Source organism: Streptomyces bottropensis ATCC 25435, assembly GCF_000383595.1.
Classification (GTDB): domain Bacteria; phylum Actinomycetota; class Actinomycetes; order Streptomycetales; family Streptomycetaceae; genus Streptomyces; species Streptomyces bottropensis.
Map to the genome: position 1 here is coordinate 281385 of NZ_KB911581.1, position 15109 is coordinate 296493.

Here is a 15109-nt window from a genome sequence, read left to right on the forward strand (position 1 = left end):
GCGCCCCACGAACCCCAGGCCGGCATCGGCCTGGGGTTCGTCGTGGAGCGGGCCCGGCCGGCGGCGTCCGGGACACCACGGCACCCCCCCGCCACACCCCGGCACACCCGGCGCGACCGATACGTCCGCCTGCTCGGCCTGCTCGGCCTGCTCGGCTGTCCGTCCGGTGCCTCCCGCGTGCCCCCGGCCTTCCGCCGTCCCGTCGCCAGGCCTCGCCAGGCCCTCGCCAGGCCCTCACCAAGGTCCTCGCCCGGCCCCCGCCGGCCCCGGACGCCGTAACTGACCCCTCCGAAGGCCTGGACCAATCCAGCGCCGCCCGCCATAGTGACGCTGCCATGACAACCTCGCCTCGTCCATGGATGGTGACCGTGCGCCGATCCTTCGTCGGGGCCGCCCTGACCGCCGCCGTGTTCCTGCTGCTGCCCCTGGCGCCCGCCCTGGCGCATGCCCCGGCGGCCGCGGCGGCGCAGGCCCCCGCCCCCGGGTCCGCCGCTCCGCCCGGCGCCGCCGTGACCGCGGCGGACGACTGGACGGCACCGCTCAGCACACGGGGCCGCTGGATCGTCGACGCCGACGGCGAGCGCTTCAGGCTGCGGTCGGGCAACTGGCACGGCGCGAGCGGGACATGGAACGGCTCGGGCGGCACGGACCAGGACGCGAACCACCATGCGGGCGAGAACTCCGGCCGGACACCCCTCGGCCTGGACCGTGCCCCCGTCGCGGAGATCATCGCCGGTTTCCGGGAGATCGGGATCAACAGCGTCCGGCTGCCGTTCTCCAACGAGATGATCCACGACAGCGCCCCCGTCACGGACGCCGCCATCGCCGCCAACCCCTCCCTGCGCGGCAGGACCCCCCTCCAGGTGTACGACGCCGTCGTCCGCGAACTCACCGCCGCCGGCCTCGCCGTCATCCTCAACAACCACACCAACACCACCCGTTGGTGCTGCGGCGTCGACGGCAACGAACGCTGGAACGCCTCCCAGACCGCCGCCGCCTGGGAGAACGACTGGCTCTTCATGGCCCGCCGCTACCGGGACAACAAGCGTGTCGTCGGCGCGGACCTCTACAACGAGGTGCGCCGCGACATCTGGGACGACCCCAACTGGGGCCTCGGCGACGCCCACGACTGGTTCGCCGCCTCGCAGCGCGTGGGCGACCGCATCCTGACGGAGGCCGCCCCCGACCTGCTGATCATCGTCGAGGGCATCAACTGGACCGGCATCCCCGTCGACGGCCTGCCGCACGAACGCCCCACCCTGGAACCGGTACGCCGTCTCTCGCACACGCTCGTCGACTCGGACAAGCTCGTGTACTCGGCCCACTTCTACGACTACACCGGCCCCCGCCACAGCGGCGCCACCGGAACGGGCGAGACCAGCGACCCCCGCTACCGCGATCTGACGCCCACCGAGCTGACCGACGTACTGAACCGCCAGGCGTTCTTCGTCACCGCCGAACAGGACCGGCACTTCACCGCCCCGGTCTGGATCAGCGAGTTCGGCGTCGGGGGCCGAGCGGAGACCGGCGCCCGCCAGCGCGCCTGGTTCGAGAACTTCGTCGACCAACTGGTCCGCGCCGACGCCGACTTCGCGTACTGGCCCCTCGTCGGATGGCACGAGAACCGCACCGGCAACGGCTGGGCCCTGCTCCACTGGGACGCTGCCGGCAACCGCATGGGCCTGTACGACGGTGACGACTGGCGAGCCGCCGCGTGGACCCGGCTCGTCAGGGCTGAGGGCCGCACCGGCCGCGTGGCCCCGGTGACCGACTGGTCGATGCTCAGCCCCGACCACGGCGACTTCGTCGCGTCGCGCCGGATGCGTGCCCTGCCCGACTGGGATCCCGGCGCCCGCAAGGCCGTCTGCCCCGACGGCCGGCGCCTCGTCGGCCTGAGCCACACCGGCAACCGGGGCCTGTGCTCGAACGTGTCCGGCGGGCCCGTGTGGGACCCGGCCGCCGGGCACAAGGTGGTTGTCGACGAGCGGTACGTCACTCCGGGCCGTGACTGGGCGTCCGGGTACACCAAACTCCAGTGCCCTCAGGGTCACTTCCTCACCGGCTACAGCGTCCGGGGGGCCGCCGTCTCCGCCGCGCTGTGCGTACCCGCGCCACCCGGTTCGCTCGTCGGCACGAGCGGCCGCACCGTGTGGTTCGACCGCGGCGACAACCGGGGCGACACCCCCAAGGGCGGTGACTTCGCGCAGGGTCACCACAAGGGGCAGTGCGCCGACACCGAGTACGCCGCCGGGATCGCCTACACGGGCCGCGTGGGCTCGTCGCGCACCCCCGACGCGCTCTACTGCCGTCCGAAAAGCTGACCTTTCCCGATCCACTCCGAGCCGCTCGGATCCGCTTCGAACGGTCCCGTTGAACCCGCCCGGCCCTTATCCGATCCGACCCGCTCGGACCCGCTCCGAACGGTCCCGTTGAACCCGCCCGGCCTCCATCCGATCCGACCCGCTCAGCCCCGCTTCGCTCCGGTATGCGGCCTTCCGCTTCCCATGTACATCCAAGGCTCTGTCGCGTGTGTCTTACGAGGCAAGTCCGCTGCTCAAACGGGAAGTTGACCGCCACCGGAGGATCTGATGCAACGACGCCTCGTCATCTCGGCCATCATCACAGCCCTGTGCGGCACCACACTGGTCGGTACCGCCACATCCGCCTCGGCCGCACCCCAGGCCGTCGACTGCCGCAAGGTCAAGTGTGTCGCCCTCACCTTCGACGACGGGCCGGTCACCGACACCCAGCGGCTGCTGCGCCTGCTGAGCGAGCGGGACGTCAGAGCGACCTTCTACGCCGTCGGTGCGAACGTCCAGCGAAACCCGTCGACGATGAACGCCGCGGCGCTCGCCGGCCACCAGATAGGTAACCACAGCTGGGACCACGCCGATCTGACCAGACTCAGCGCCGCCAAGATCAAGTCGCAGCTCTCCCGTACGGACACGGCGATCAAGCAGGCGACCGGCAAGAAGCCCACCACGTTCCGCGCCCCCTACGGCGCCCACAACGCGGCGGTCCGCTCGGCCGCCGGACGGCCGCTGGTCCACTGGAGCGTGGACACCCTCGACTGGAAGTACCGCGACTCGGCCCGGCTCATCAAGTACGTCGACGCGCAGACCAAGCCCGGTGACATCGTCCTCATGCACGACATCCACCGGACGACGGTCGACGCGGTGCCCGGCATCATCAAGGCACTCAAGGCCCGCGGCTTCCACTTCGTGACCGTCGACCAGCTCTTCGCCCCGGCCAAGCTGCCCAGCGGCAAGGTCACGTACCACAACCGCGCCGCCTATCGGCCGTGACCTTCAGCCGGAACCGGACACCGAGCCGGGCACCGAACCGGAGACCTCGCCGTCGAGCGCCTCGTGCCCGGCACGACGGCGGTACTCGGCGTTGATGCGCTGCGCTTCCTCCAGTTGGTCCTCGAGGATGACGATGCGGCAGGCGGCCTCGATCGGGGTGCCCCGGTCGACCAGTTCGCGGGCGCGCGCGGCGATCCGCAGCTGGTAGCGCGAGTAGCGGCGGTGTCCGCCCTCCGAGCGCAGCGGAGTGATCAGCCGGGCCTCTCCGAGGGCGCGGAGGAATGCCGGGGTGGAGCCGAGCATCTCGGCGGCCCGCCCCATCGTGTACGCGGGGTAGTCGTCGTCGTCCAGACGACCACTGAGGGGGTTATCTGCTGTCATGTCACCTCGTAGTGCAACGCGTCGAGGGGCCCTGGTGCCGTACGGCACCAGGGCCCCGAAGGAAATTCAACACCATCTGTCGGCTCTTGTGCTGTGCCGACCTTCTGTATCCGCTACCAGCCCTGACGAAGGGGGGTGCGGGGATCGCGGCTGCTTGACCGGAGACCACCTTCCCATCCGGGGTCTTGCGGTACCCGGGCCGAGTGCCTCTCGGGCCGGGCGATCCTGATGGCGTCTCCTCCGTTCTTGCTCGTGTACTGCGACCTCGCCGGTCCGTGGCCGGTAGGTCGCCAGACCGTCTCAACGAGTAGAAGGCTAACCGCGTCGGAAGCCAATGTCTACTGTGGCCAAGATAGATTTCAGTCGTCTGGAGGCACAGATAGCTTGTTACCAGGCGTGATGGGCGACATGCGATCCGTTACGGCGGCGCCTGGCGGCCGGCGCGGGCCGGGGTGGACCGGGGCGGGCCGGGGTGGACCGGGGCGGGCCGGGGTGGACCGGGGCGGGCCGGGGTGGACCGGGGTGGGCCGGGGCGGACTCGAAGGCGTGGGCCGGGTCGGCCGCGATCGGCGAATTCGACGGCGGAAAGCCAAAGCGGCGCTGTGTCCTGCGCGAGGGAATCGTCGGAGCGGATCGGAGGCGACACGCACGGAACGCGTGATCGCGCGACCGTGATCCGCTCTCGGCCGGGGAAGTGCCCGGTGGGAAGTGTCCCGGTGGGTAAGTGCCAGGTGGGGCGGAAACGCGACGAGCTGGGGCCCGCACCTCAAGGTGCGGGCCCCAGCTGCTGAGAATATGTGCCGCGAGTGTCAGGCGGTGACGATGTTCTCGGCCGTCGGGCCCTTCTGGCCCTGCGCGATGTCGAAGGACACCTTCTGGCCTTCCTGCAGCTCGCGGAAGCCCTGGGCGGCGATGTTCGAGTAGTGGGCGAAGACGTCGGGGCCGCCGCCGTCCTGCTCGATGAAGCCGAAGCCCTTTTCCGCGTTGAACCACTTCACGGTGCCAGTAGCCATGTCATTTCTCCTTCGGAGACGAGGTACGGAATTCGCCGTGTGCGGATTCCGCGTCGCCGTGCTGATCAACCCGTCAGGAAATGAACCTTCTGGCAACCACACCTGCAACTGGCATCGACATTAGCACGGCACGATCCGGTTTGAATGATCCAAAATTCCGTTCGGGTCGGGGGTCGAGGAATACTCGTCGCACGCCCCGCCTATTTCTGACTTCGCGGATACAGATATTCCTCCGCGCCGCGCTGCGGTCCCCGCGCTACTCCGCCCGCCCGGCGGTCCAGGTGATGAGCGGGGGCTCGACTCGTGCGCACAGGGGGCCGCCCTGGGGGTCCGTCAGAGCGACGCGTCCGACCAGCAGCCCGTCGCGTGCGGCGGCGGCGAGCACCTCGGCGGGGATCACATCGAGCATGAGCTTGGCGCGGCGGAACATCGTGAAGATGCCCGAGCCGTCGACCGTGCCCCACGACAGGTAGACGAAGCGCCGGCCCAGCCGGTCCTGCACATAGGGCCCCTTGATCCCGATGCCGTCCGCCGAGGCGCTCGCGGTGCACTCCAGGGTCCAGGTCGCGGACGGGGCGTCGCCGGGCTGCGGGTCGAGGAGTTCGGCCGGACGGTCGCGGCGCTGTACGGCGACATGGAGGTTGTCGTACGCCGGGACTCTGCCGTCGGCGGAGGCGGGGCGGGTGCGGCCGGGGAGGTCGACGGCGTCGATGCGGATGCGCATGACCCCCATCATCCCGCCGCCGGTGTCCACGCCGACTCCACCCACCCGGCGGGTGTCCCAGAGCGTGTACGCGCCCGGCGCCAGGGAGGAGACATCGCCGAACTCTTCCCACTGGACCAGCGTGCACGGCGTGTCGACCTCGGCCCCCGCCTCGCCGCCCATGACCGCCATGCCGCCGCCACCCGCCCCCGTCCGAGGCGGCGGGGGCCGGCGGTCGACGCGAACGGTCGACGCGGGGAGTCGCTACGGCGGTCGATGGCGGGCCCAGGGCATCGAAATCGGCCAGATCGCGACCCCCTGTCACGGACGCCGTGCCTCATGCTGGACGTCACCGAGGACCACACCCCAGGTCCTCGTGGCGGACAACTACCGAAAGCGTTTGTGTGCGTTCCGTTGACACCCGGCACATCCGCTCCTAATGTCACGCCAATCTCGCCAATCTTCTGACCATGTGACGAGATTTCGAACGACGGGAAAGGCAAGTGCCCTGCGTAGCACCGGAGTCAGCACCGACGTGGCCGGGACGCCGTGGCGCAGCCTCACCCTTGTCCAGGTGCACGCGGGCAGCGGGATCACGACAGCCGAGGGGCCCCGGGACGCCGACGCGTCCGGGCAGCGGCTCGACCGATGTGCCGGGCGACCTGAACCGCGATGACCCAGCGCGGTCCGTCCCCCGCTCACCGGCACCGAGGCGGCACGACGAGACCGCCGGGCCCATCCTCCGCGGCCGCCGCCGCTCGACCTGACGTTCGGTCCGTCTCGACGACGACAAGAACAGGGAAAGACACCATGCCCAACCGAAGAGCCGCCCTCGCCTCCCTGGCCGGAGCGGTCTCGCTCGCCCTCACCCTGTCCGCCTGCGGCGGCGAGACCAGCGAGAGCAGCTCCGAGAGCGGCACGATCGGCATCGCCATGCCCACGCGGGCCTCCGAGCGATGGCTCACCGACGGCAAGAGTGTCGTGGAGGACCTGGAGGACAAGGGGTACAAGACCGAGCTGCTCTACGGTGAGGACAACCCGCAGACCCAGGTCAAGCAGATCGAGAAGCTGATCAAGCAGGGCGTCGACGCGCTGATCATCGCGGCCATCGACAACAAGTCGCTGAACGGCGCGCTCGAACAGGCCGCCGCCGCGGAGATCCCCGTGATCTCCTACGACCGGCTCATCCTCGGCACCAGGAACGTCGACTACTACGTCTCGTTCGACAACGAGCAGGTCGGCCGGCTCCAGGCCCGTCACATCATCGAGAAGCTCGGCCTGGAGGACGGCAAGGGCCCGTTCAACATAGAACTGTTCGCCGGCTCTCCCGACGACAACAACACCAAGTTCTTCTTCGACGGCGCGATGCATCTGCTGCAGCCGTATCTGGACAACAAGCAGTTGGTGGTCAGGTCCGGCCAGACCGAGATGGACAAGATCACCACGCTGCGCTGGGACGGGCCCACCGCGCAGAAGCGGATGACCCAGGTCCTCTCCCAGTCGTACAGGAGCCAGCGGGTCGACGCGGTCCTGTCGCCGTACGACGGCATCTCCATCGGCGTCCTCACCGCGCTGAAGGCGGCCGGTTACGGCACCGCCGCCAAGCCCCTCCCGATCATCACCGGACAGGACGCCGAACTGGCCTCGGTGAAGTCGATCATCGCGGGCGACCAGTCGCAGACCGTCTTCAAGGATCTCCGCCAACTCGCGGGCAGGGCAGCGAACATGGCGGACGACATCCTCAACGGCGAGACTCCGGAGCTGAACAACAGACGGGCGTACAAGAACGGCGTCAAGGCCGTGCCCGCGTATCTGCTGCAGCCGATCAGCGTCGACAAGTCCAACTACGAGTACGTCCTGGCCGCGAGCGACCTCTACACGGAGGAAGAACTCAAGTAGCTCGGGGCCCAGTGACCCGGATCACATCCTGAGGTCGATCACATCCGCGGCCCCCGCCGGTCATGACCGACGACACGTGCCGACGCGCGCGGACCCGCGCCGCGCTCGGCCGACCGACGGAAAGGACGCGACCGACATGACCGCACCCGTGAAGGGCCCCGCCAGTTACTTCCCCTCGATCGAGAAGAAGTACGGCCGTCCCGTCGCCGAGTGGAAGGACATGATCCGGGCCTCGCCGCTCACCAAGCACATGGAGCTCGTCTCCTGGCTCAAGAGCGAGCACGGCCTGGGCCACGGCCACGCCAACGCCCTCGTGGCCCACACACTCGCCGAACAGTGAGCGGGGCGGCTCCGCCGCGTGCCGGTCGCCTGTCCGTGTGCCTGCACGTGTGCACGCACGTGTGCACGTGTGTATTACGCCCCGGTTCGAGGTCTTCGTGCCCCCGTGTTCGGGTACCCGGCGAAGGGCGGGACCGGGTCCGTGACCGGGGCGACGACCGGATCGCCTGATCGGCGTGCAGAGAGGGGCGACGGCATGCAGACCTTCTTGCCGTATCCCGATTTCCGGGCCTCGGCGGAGGCCCTGGACCGTCGTCGGCTCGGAAAGCAGCGCGTCGAGGCGCTGCAGGTGCTGCGCGGGCTCATCCGGCCGGGGTACGGGTGGCGGCGGCATCCGGCGGTGCGCATGTGGGCGGGTTACGAGGAGGCCCTCGTCCGGTACGGCCTGGAGGTCTGCGAGGTGTGGTGCGAGCTGGGCCACCGGGACAGCTGCGCGGCCACCCTGGTCACCGATTTCACGGAGTTCCGGCCCGACGGGCCGACCCGGGACCAGGCGCGGCTGGCGGCCGTCGGGGAGCTGCCGCCCTGGCTCGGCGACGAGGCCTTCCACCGCAGCCACCGCTCCGCGCTGGTCCGCAAGGACCCCGCCCTCTACGCCGAGTCCTTCCCCGGCGTGCCGGACGACCTGCCGTACGTATGGCCCGCGTCCGACCGGGAGGCCACCGCCTCACTGTGACCGGTACCGGTGACCGAGTGACCGAGTGACCGAGTGACCGAGTGACCGAGTGGTCGCTCGATGGGCGCACGCGCTCGATGAGTGCGTCACCCGTCCTTCTTCCTGCCGCCGCGCAGCGCCTGCGGCTTGTGTACGGCCGTGCGCCCGGACTTGTCGCTGCGGACCAGGTACTGAGGGTCCTCGGCGGAGGCGTCGACGGTGCGTCCGGCGGCCTCGGTCCTCTCGGTGATCTTCTTCTCGACCTTGCCCGTGGTCTCGGACCCGTGACTCTTCCACGACACTCGATCGCCCTTGCGCGGCTGTCGCTTCCCGGCCATGATTCACCTCCCGTCACTCAGGTCGCGAGTGCCCCGGTAAAAACGGACGAAAGCGACACCCGGAGTCCCGTCGGAAGCGCGGCGGCGAGCGCCGTCACCACTTCGCCACCGGGCACCGGCATTCCAGAACGGTGGAACCCGCGGCTATCGCATGCAACCGCGATGGCCGAAAATGTGTCTCACTCTCCACGCGGCCCGGTCCCGGGGGAGTGGATGGGCGGCGGCGCACGGCGGCCTTGGGGGTGGAATGAACACATGGGCGGTGCCCGGATACACCGAGTCACTCGAACTCGGGTCCGGGGCGAGCGGGCGGGTCGTACTGGCCGTGCACGAGGAGACCGGAGTTCCGGTCGCCGTGAAGTACCTCAGCGAGCCCCTGCGCACCCGGCCGGGCTTCGTACGCGACTTCCGGGCCGAGGCGCGGCTGCTCGGCGGACTGCAGAGCCCGCACGTGACCGGACTGTACGAGTACGTGGAGGGCCCGCACGGCGCCGCCATCGTGATGGAGCTGGTGGACGGCGTCTCGCTGCGGGCACTGCTTTCCAGACAGGGCCCGCTCGATCCCGAGGCCGCGCTCGTCATCCTCAAGGGATCGCTGCTCGGCCTCGCCGACGCGCACCGGATCGGCGTCGTCCACCGCGACTACAAGCCGGAGAACGTCCTGGTCGTACCGGACGGCGAGTCCAAGCTCGTCGACTTCGGGATCGCGGTGGACGCCGGCACCAGCGCAGGTGTGGCGGGAACCCCGTCCTACATGGCCCCGGAGCAGTGGACGGGCGCGCCCGCCTCGCCCGCCGCCGACGTGTACGCGGCCACGGCCACGTTCTTCGAGTGTCTGACGGGCCACAAGCCGTACGCGGGCGACAACCTCGCCGAACTCGCCCTGCAGCACGTCGACGCGCCCGTCCCCGTGGACGAGGTCCCCGAGCCCGTACGGGATCTGGTGCGGCGGGGGCTGGCCAAGGACCCGGAGGACCGGCCCGCGGAGGTCGAAGCGTTCGTCTCCGATCTGGAGGCGGCCGCCGGAGGCGCCTACGGGCCCGACTGGGAGGAGCGCGGTCGAGGCCGGCTCGCCGCGCTGGTGGCACTGCTGCCGCTGCTGCTGCCCTCGGCCCGCAGCGGCCCCCGGACCAGTACGGACACCGCGCGCACGGTGCTGAGCCAGGGGTCGGGCGGCGGCTGGGCGCGGTCCTGGAGACCCGGCCGGCCCGGGATGCTCGTGTCCGGGGCCGCCGCGCTGCTGGGTGTTCTCCTGACCTACGGGATCCAGCACGCCCCGGGGGCCGCTCCGCAGGCGGCGGCCCAGGCCCTGGCCACCACCAGCGCCGGGGCCGGTACGACGACGGGTCCCACCGCCGCGACCACCTCCGCGTCCGCGTCCCCGACCCCGACCGTCTCCGAGTCGGCCGACGCGTCGGCGTCCCCCGGCCTGTCGCCCTCGGCGCCGTCGCCCACCGACACGGGGGAGCCCTCGGCCTCCGCCCCGGCGACCGGGGACCCGGACACGACGCCGCCCGGCGACAGCGACACGGAGAGCCCACCGGCGCCGACGACGTCCGCCCCCTCCGCGCCCGCCGCCACGGCCGTGAAGGACGTCACGGTGGCGGCCTTCCGGCAGACGGGCCCCGCGACCGCCACGTCGACCATCACCATCACCACGGACGGCACCGGCCCGGTCTCCGTCACCGTCTCGTGGTTCAAGAGCGACGGCTCCGGACAGCTCGGCGCCCCGGACGGCGCGTCCCAGACCTTCCAGCGCGACGGCGCGACCCAGTACACGATCACCGTCGACCACACCTTCGGACGCGGCGGCTGCTACTGGGCGGTCCAGGGCACGACCAGCCCGGCCTCCGCCGACGGCGGCGCGTCGCAGCAGCTGCTGACCAGGCAGTGTGAGATCCGGTGACCACGCGAAACGACCGTCCTCCGACACCTGCCGGGGACCATGAGCCGACGCAGGTGCTGGGTTCTGTCGACGAGCAGGGAGCGACTGTCCGGCTGGGCCCGGTCGACGAGGAGGGCGGGACCGTCCGGCTGGGGTCTGTCGACGAGTACGGAGGTACCGTCCGTCTCGGCTCCGTCGGCTCGGTCGGCTCGGTCGGCTCGGTCGATGAGGATGGCGGGACTGTCCGTCTCGGCCCGGTCGATGACCAGGGCGGGACCGTCCGCCTCGGCCCCGCCGACGCGCACGACAGCACCGTCCGTCTCGACCCCTCCGACGGCCACCCCCCGAGCGGCGAACCCGCCTACGACGACGCCGAGTACAGCGCCACCGTGCTGGCCAGCCACTGGATCCAGCGCCCCCAGGCCGGCGACACACTCGTCGAGCACTCCCCGACGCGGCCTGCGGCCGAGCCCACACCGGTGCTCTTCCCGGAGCCGCAGTCGCAGTCCCGATCGCAGCCACGGTCGGAGCCCGAGGCGGTCGGGGAGCCGGGATCGACGCCCCCCGACCGCGTCGAGGGCACCCTGCTGCGTTTCGGCCCGGGCGTGACCGCCGAGGTCGCGCACCGCACCCACCGGACGCTGCCCACCATGCCTCCGGTCCAGGTGCCCCGGCGCCGACGGCTGCGCCGGCACGCCCTGCCCGTTCTGGTGGTGCTCTGCGTCCTCGCGTTCCTCGCCTGGCAGCGCATGGGTCCGTCCGTGCAGGTGCGTACGGTCGCGGTCGCGGCCGAGCCGAAGGTCCTGGGGTGCGACGGCACCGCGGACATCGTCGGCCTCGTCAGGACGAACGGCCGTCCGGGCACGCTCTCCTACCGTTGGATCCGGAGCGACGGCACCACCTCGGGCGTCCTGCGCGAAGTGCTGGTCCGGGACCAGCGTCAGGCGCGCCTGCACCTGCTGTGGACGTTCCAGGGCACGGGCCGTCACGAGGGCCGGGCCGAACTGCGCATCCTCTCCCCGTCGCAGCGAGCGGTCACCGTCCCCGTCACGTACGACTGCCCCTGACGGACGAACCGGCTGGCCGGTTCACGACCCGCCGGCCGGTTCACGACCCGCCGATCGGCGGGGTGGAGAAGGCCACCCGGCGGGTCAACTCCCCCCGAATGTTGGGTGGTTGGCCCACATCCGTCTAGGCGACGTTGTCCCGGTGACCGAGATCGAAAGCACCGAGAAGCCCTCACCGCCCGGCTCACCCGCACCCGCACCCGAGTCCACACCGTCACCTGCACCCGCACCCGCGCCCGCCACGGCGGCGGAACGCGCCGCGCCGATGACGCGGCTGGTCGCGGTGGACCTCGCCCGCGCACTGGCCGTGTTCGGGATGTTCGCCGTGCACGTGGGACCCTTTCCGACGCCGGGGGGCGGCGTCGGGGACTGGTTCCTGGGCCTGGCGAGCGGCCGCGCGTCCGCGCTGTTCGCCACCCTCGCCGGATTCTCGCTGACACTGATCGCGGGCCGCCTCGAACCGAAGACCGGACTGGCCGGCCGACAGGCGAGGGCCCGGATCCTGATCAGGGCCGTGGTCCTGCTGGTCCTGGGCGTCGCGCTGGCGACGACGAACTTCGGCGGCGCCGGGATCCTCAACTTCTACGCCGTCTACTTCCTGCTGGCCCTGCCCCTGCTGCGGCTGCGGGCCAGGACGCTCGCGACCGTCGCGGTCGCGCTCGCGGTCGTCACCCCGCAGGTGGCGTACGCCCTGCGGTCGCTGCTCACGGAGTCCGTCGTGAGCGGCATCGACTCCTACGACCCGATCGCCCGCCTCTCCGGCGTGGGCGTGCTCGACTTCCTGCTCACCGGCCTCTACCCGGCCATCACCTGGATGACGTTCGTGGTCACCGGCATGGCGCTGGGCCGCCTGGATCTGGCCTCCGCGGCGGTGCAGCGGCGGCTGGCCGTGGTCGGCCCGGCGCTGATCGCGTTCGGGTACGGCGTCTCGTGGCTGGTGCTGCGGTGGACCGGTGGCGATCAGAAGATCATGAGCGGGATGCCGTCCATGGAGGACTTCGAGGCCATGAAGGACTCAGGCACGGCGGCGGCATCCTTCGACATGCCGGTCGGCGGTGAGCTGTGGGGCCCCGACGCATGGGGGCTGCTGGCGGCCGAGCCGCACAGTGGTTCCACGTTCGACCTCATCGGCAGCCTGGGGATCGCGATCACCGTGCTGCTGTGCCTGACGGTGGCGCTGGCGCGGCTGCCGTGGCTGGGCCGGGCGGCGACGCCGGTCATCGCCGTCGGCACCATGTCCCTGACCCTCTACGTCGGCCACATCCTGGTCATCCTCGCCCTCCCCGGCGAAGCCGCCGCACCACCCCGGTCCGCGTCCACCACACTGCTGCTCGCGTTCATCACCGGAGCCATCCTCTTCGCGACGGCCTGGTCCCGCTTCTTCCGCCGGGGCCCCCTGGAACACCTGCTCCACCGTGCGACGACACTGGCTCGCCGGGTGCGCTGAGCGTCGCGGGGTGTCCGCGGGTACAGCCGGGCTTCCGAAGCCGGAGGCGTTGCGGGTACGGCCGCCATCCGGGACCGTGCCCTCCGTACGCCCGATCTCCGTACGCCCGATCTCCGTGCGCCCGACGGCCCGGAACTCGCAGGTCAATCTCCGGGAAAACACAAACCCCAGGCCGTCGACCTGGCCAGTCAGCCACGACGGCGGGCGTGCCCATCGACCAGGGCGCGCATGTGCCATGACCATGTCCAAGCCCCCCAGGGTGGAGCCCCGCTGTCACGGACTCTGGGGCCAAGAGTTCGTGGGCTGTCCGGGCACACGGGCACACGGGCACACGAACCGAAGCGCCTCCTGCGCGTGAACCCTCCTGGCCGCTTCGGACAACAGGGGGTGGAATGCACTCCACTCCTATGGCACGAAGAAGCGAGGGCCTCGTGGGGGATCCACCCACCGACGACGCGCTGGTCATCCAGGAATCCCTGGAGCGGCCGGAGGTATTCGCCAGGCTTTACGACAGACACGCCGCCGAGATCCACCGGTATGTGATGCGCCGGCTGGGCGACGGTCATGCCGACGACATCACGGCGCAGACCTTCCTCATCGCCTTCCGCAACCGCGCCCGCTACGACGTCGCGCGCGCCAGTGCCCGGCCGTGGCTCTACGGCATCGCCGGCAACCTCATCGGCAGCCACCGCCGCTCCGAAGTGCGGGCGCTGCGGGCGCTGGCCCGTACCGGCGTCGACCCGGTGGCCGAGTCCTGGTCGGAACGGGCCGACGAGCGGGTGACGGCCGAGGCCTCGCAGCAGGCGCTGGCCGGGGCGATCGCGGCCTTGCCCAGGAAGGACCGGCATGTGCTGCTGCTGGTCGCCTGGGCTGACTTCACCTACCAGGAGTGTGCCGACGCCCTCGGGGTGCCGGTCGGCACGGTCCGCTCCCGGCTGAACCGGGCGCGGCGCAAGATGCGTACGGCGCTCGGCGCCGACCCCACCATCGTGAGCGACCACAACGGGGCGGTAATCCATGGATGACATGACCAAGATGCACGAGCTGCGCGCCGACGCGCCGACGCCGGACCGGGTGCGGCTGGTTCCCGGCCGCCAGAAGCTGCTGGAAGCAACGCAGCAGGGTTCTGCCCGCAGGATGCGGCTGGACTGGCGCGTGACGGCTGCGGGGGTCGCCGCGACGGTGGTCGGCATCGCGGTGCTGGTGACCATGCTCGCCGGTGGTGAGGAACCCGAGCGCGGAGTGCAGCCTGCCGGGCCCGGCCTGACGTCCGCGACGGCAGTCCTGGAGCAGGCGGCGGAAGTGGTGTCGCGGCAGCCGGATCTGCATCCGCGCGACGGCCAGTGGGTCTACCTGAAGACCGCGCAGTGCCGAAACGGAGCGTCGGACGCGGCGCCCGACGCCAAGCCCAAGGTGAGCGAGGAGTGGGTCCAGTACGACAGCCCCGTGAGGGAGGACGACAAGGACGGCGACAACGAGCCCTCGCAGCGGCGGCTGTATCGCCTGCTCGCCTCGCTGCCGGACGACCCCGCCGAGATCCGGAAGCAGGCGGTGGACATGTTCCCCCTGGGCAAGGACACCGGCTTGACGGATGAGCAGGTCGAGACCTTCGCGCTCCTGGCGACCCTCGACGAGGCCTATCCCGTGCATCCGCAGGGCATGGCCAAGCTGTACCGGGCCCTGGCCGCGGACCCCGGGATCGAGGTGGTCCCGCACCTGGTGAAGGACCCCATGGGGCAGGACGCCATCGCCATATACGCGGACCTGGGCAGCAAGGCCGCTCAGCGCCGGGAGTACCTCCTCGACCCCGACACCTTCCAGTACCAGGGAAACCAGTCGGTCGCGGTGCGCGACTACGAGGAGAAGTACGAGGACGGCTCGTCGGCCGGGCGCTCGCACAAGAAGGGCGAGGTCACATTCTGCGAGATGAAGACGACCCAGTCCCTCGTCGACCGGGACGGCGAGAAGCCGTGAACCGGCCGGGCGGAAGTGGCCCACAAGCAGAGTCGGTCTGCCGGAAGCCACGCTTCCGGCAGACCGCCCCGCTGAACGCCGTCGAGCGACAGTTCGATCGACG

Annotated in this window: 14 protein-coding genes; 10 read left to right on the top strand and 4 right to left on the bottom strand. The window is 70.9% G+C overall.

Annotated elements, in window-relative coordinates; translation table 11 throughout:
- Positions 1 to 359 precede the first annotated feature (359 nt).
- Together STRBO_RS0101230 and STRBO_RS0101235 are read left to right on the top strand one after the other, a co-directional pair.
- Positions 360 to 2321 (top strand): glycoside hydrolase family 5 protein, encoded by a 1962-nt coding sequence (locus STRBO_RS0101230; RefSeq protein WP_005483410.1) that lies wholly within the window; start codon positions 360 to 362, stop codon positions 2319 to 2321.
- A 267-nt stretch (positions 2322 to 2588) separates the two neighbouring features.
- The gene (locus STRBO_RS0101235; protein ID WP_005483411.1) at positions 2589 to 3305 is read left to right on the top strand and encodes a polysaccharide deacetylase family protein; all 717 of its coding nucleotides are present in this window, start codon (positions 2589 to 2591) and stop codon (positions 3303 to 3305) included.
- A 3-nt stretch (positions 3306 to 3308) separates the two neighbouring features.
- Here the strand turns inward: STRBO_RS0101235 and STRBO_RS0101240 are convergent, their stop codons facing one another.
- From STRBO_RS0101240 to STRBO_RS39785, 3 genes are all read right to left on the bottom strand, one after another.
- Positions 3309 to 3686, bottom strand: coding sequence for a helix-turn-helix domain-containing protein (locus STRBO_RS0101240; RefSeq protein WP_005483412.1), 378 nt, complete (start codon positions 3684 to 3686; stop codon positions 3309 to 3311).
- A gap of 809 nt (positions 3687 to 4495) precedes the next feature.
- Complete coding sequence (locus tag STRBO_RS0101245) at positions 4496 to 4699, bottom strand: cold-shock protein (RefSeq protein ID WP_020113641.1); 204 nt, start codon at positions 4697 to 4699, stop codon at positions 4496 to 4498.
- A 256-nt stretch (positions 4700 to 4955) separates the two neighbouring features.
- The gene (locus STRBO_RS39785; RefSeq protein ID WP_202500322.1) at positions 4956 to 5435 is read right to left on the bottom strand and encodes a DUF5990 family protein; all 480 of its coding nucleotides are present in this window, start codon (positions 5433 to 5435) and stop codon (positions 4956 to 4958) included.
- 777 nt (positions 5436 to 6212) lie between these two features.
- Here STRBO_RS39785 and chvE point away from each other — a divergent pair.
- From chvE to STRBO_RS0101265, 3 genes are all read left to right on the top strand, one after another.
- On the top strand, positions 6213 to 7301 hold the full coding sequence (chvE, locus tag STRBO_RS0101255; RefSeq protein ID WP_020113642.1) for a multiple monosaccharide ABC transporter substrate-binding protein: 1089 nt from the start codon (positions 6213 to 6215) through the stop codon (positions 7299 to 7301).
- Positions 7302 to 7437: 136 nt separating this feature from the next.
- Positions 7438 to 7641, top strand: coding sequence for a DUF4287 domain-containing protein (locus STRBO_RS0101260; protein ID WP_028796408.1), 204 nt, complete (start codon positions 7438 to 7440; stop codon positions 7639 to 7641).
- Between the two features lie 195 nt (positions 7642 to 7836).
- On the top strand, positions 7837 to 8316 hold the full coding sequence (locus tag STRBO_RS0101265) for an MSMEG_6728 family protein (RefSeq protein ID WP_020113643.1): 480 nt from the start codon (positions 7837 to 7839) through the stop codon (positions 8314 to 8316).
- 86 nt (positions 8317 to 8402) lie between these two features.
- Here the strand turns inward: STRBO_RS0101265 and STRBO_RS0101270 are convergent, their stop codons facing one another.
- Positions 8403 to 8633, bottom strand: coding sequence for a hypervirulence associated TUDOR domain-containing protein (locus STRBO_RS0101270; protein WP_020113644.1), 231 nt, complete (start codon positions 8631 to 8633; stop codon positions 8403 to 8405).
- A 247-nt stretch (positions 8634 to 8880) separates the two neighbouring features.
- Between STRBO_RS0101270 and STRBO_RS0101275 the strand changes: the two genes are divergently transcribed.
- The 5 genes from STRBO_RS0101275 to STRBO_RS0101295 all read left to right on the top strand — a co-directional run bounded on the left by STRBO_RS0101275 (position 8881) and on the right by STRBO_RS0101295 (position 15006).
- Positions 8881 to 10539 (top strand): serine/threonine-protein kinase, encoded by a 1659-nt coding sequence (locus STRBO_RS0101275; RefSeq protein ID WP_028796409.1) that lies wholly within the window; start codon positions 8881 to 8883, stop codon positions 10537 to 10539.
- A 53-nt stretch (positions 10540 to 10592) separates the two neighbouring features.
- Positions 10593 to 11585, top strand: coding sequence for a hypothetical protein (locus STRBO_RS42615; RefSeq protein ID WP_020113645.1), 993 nt, complete (start codon positions 10593 to 10595; stop codon positions 11583 to 11585).
- 142 nt (positions 11586 to 11727) lie between these two features.
- A complete protein-coding gene (locus STRBO_RS0101285) occupies positions 11728 to 13032 on the top strand; it encodes a DUF418 domain-containing protein (RefSeq protein WP_005483436.1) in 1305 nt (434 codons plus the stop codon).
- Between the two features lie 407 nt (positions 13033 to 13439).
- On the top strand, positions 13440 to 14057 hold the full coding sequence (locus STRBO_RS0101290) for an RNA polymerase sigma factor (RefSeq protein ID WP_237547727.1): 618 nt from the start codon (positions 13440 to 13442) through the stop codon (positions 14055 to 14057).
- Position 14058: 1 nt separating this feature from the next.
- A complete protein-coding gene (locus STRBO_RS0101295; RefSeq protein ID WP_005483439.1) occupies positions 14059 to 15006 on the top strand; it encodes a CU044_5270 family protein in 948 nt (315 codons plus the stop codon).
- Positions 15007 to 15109: the final 103 nt, after the last annotated feature.

Excerpts from the sequence above, each read along its gene's own strand:
- STRBO_RS0101230 (WP_005483410.1), top strand. The coding sequence starts at position 360 with ATGGTGACCGTGCGCCGATCCTTCGTCGGGGCCGCCCTGACCGCCGCC.
- STRBO_RS0101235 (WP_005483411.1), top strand. The coding sequence starts at position 2,589 with ATGCAACGACGCCTCGTCATCTCGGCCATCATCACAGCCCTGTGCGGC.
- STRBO_RS0101240 (WP_005483412.1), bottom strand. The coding sequence starts at position 3,686 with ATGACAGCAGATAACCCCCTCAGTGGTCGTCTGGACGACGACGACTAC.
- STRBO_RS0101245 (WP_020113641.1), bottom strand. The coding sequence starts at position 4,699 with ATGGCTACTGGCACCGTGAAGTGGTTCAACGCGGAAAAGGGCTTCGGC.
- STRBO_RS39785 (WP_202500322.1), bottom strand. The coding sequence starts at position 5,435 with ATGATGGGGGTCATGCGCATCCGCATCGACGCCGTCGACCTCCCCGGC.
- chvE (WP_020113642.1), top strand. The coding sequence starts at position 6,213 with ATGCCCAACCGAAGAGCCGCCCTCGCCTCCCTGGCCGGAGCGGTCTCG.
- STRBO_RS0101260 (WP_028796408.1), top strand. The coding sequence starts at position 7,438 with ATGACCGCACCCGTGAAGGGCCCCGCCAGTTACTTCCCCTCGATCGAG.
- STRBO_RS0101265 (WP_020113643.1), top strand. The coding sequence starts at position 7,837 with ATGCAGACCTTCTTGCCGTATCCCGATTTCCGGGCCTCGGCGGAGGCC.
- STRBO_RS0101270 (WP_020113644.1), bottom strand. The coding sequence starts at position 8,633 with ATGGCCGGGAAGCGACAGCCGCGCAAGGGCGATCGAGTGTCGTGGAAG.
- STRBO_RS0101275 (WP_028796409.1), top strand. The coding sequence starts at position 8,881 with ATGAACACATGGGCGGTGCCCGGATACACCGAGTCACTCGAACTCGGG.
- STRBO_RS0101290 (WP_237547727.1), top strand. The coding sequence starts at position 13,440 with ATGGCACGAAGAAGCGAGGGCCTCGTGGGGGATCCACCCACCGACGAC.
- STRBO_RS0101295 (WP_005483439.1), top strand. The coding sequence starts at position 14,059 with ATGACCAAGATGCACGAGCTGCGCGCCGACGCGCCGACGCCGGACCGG.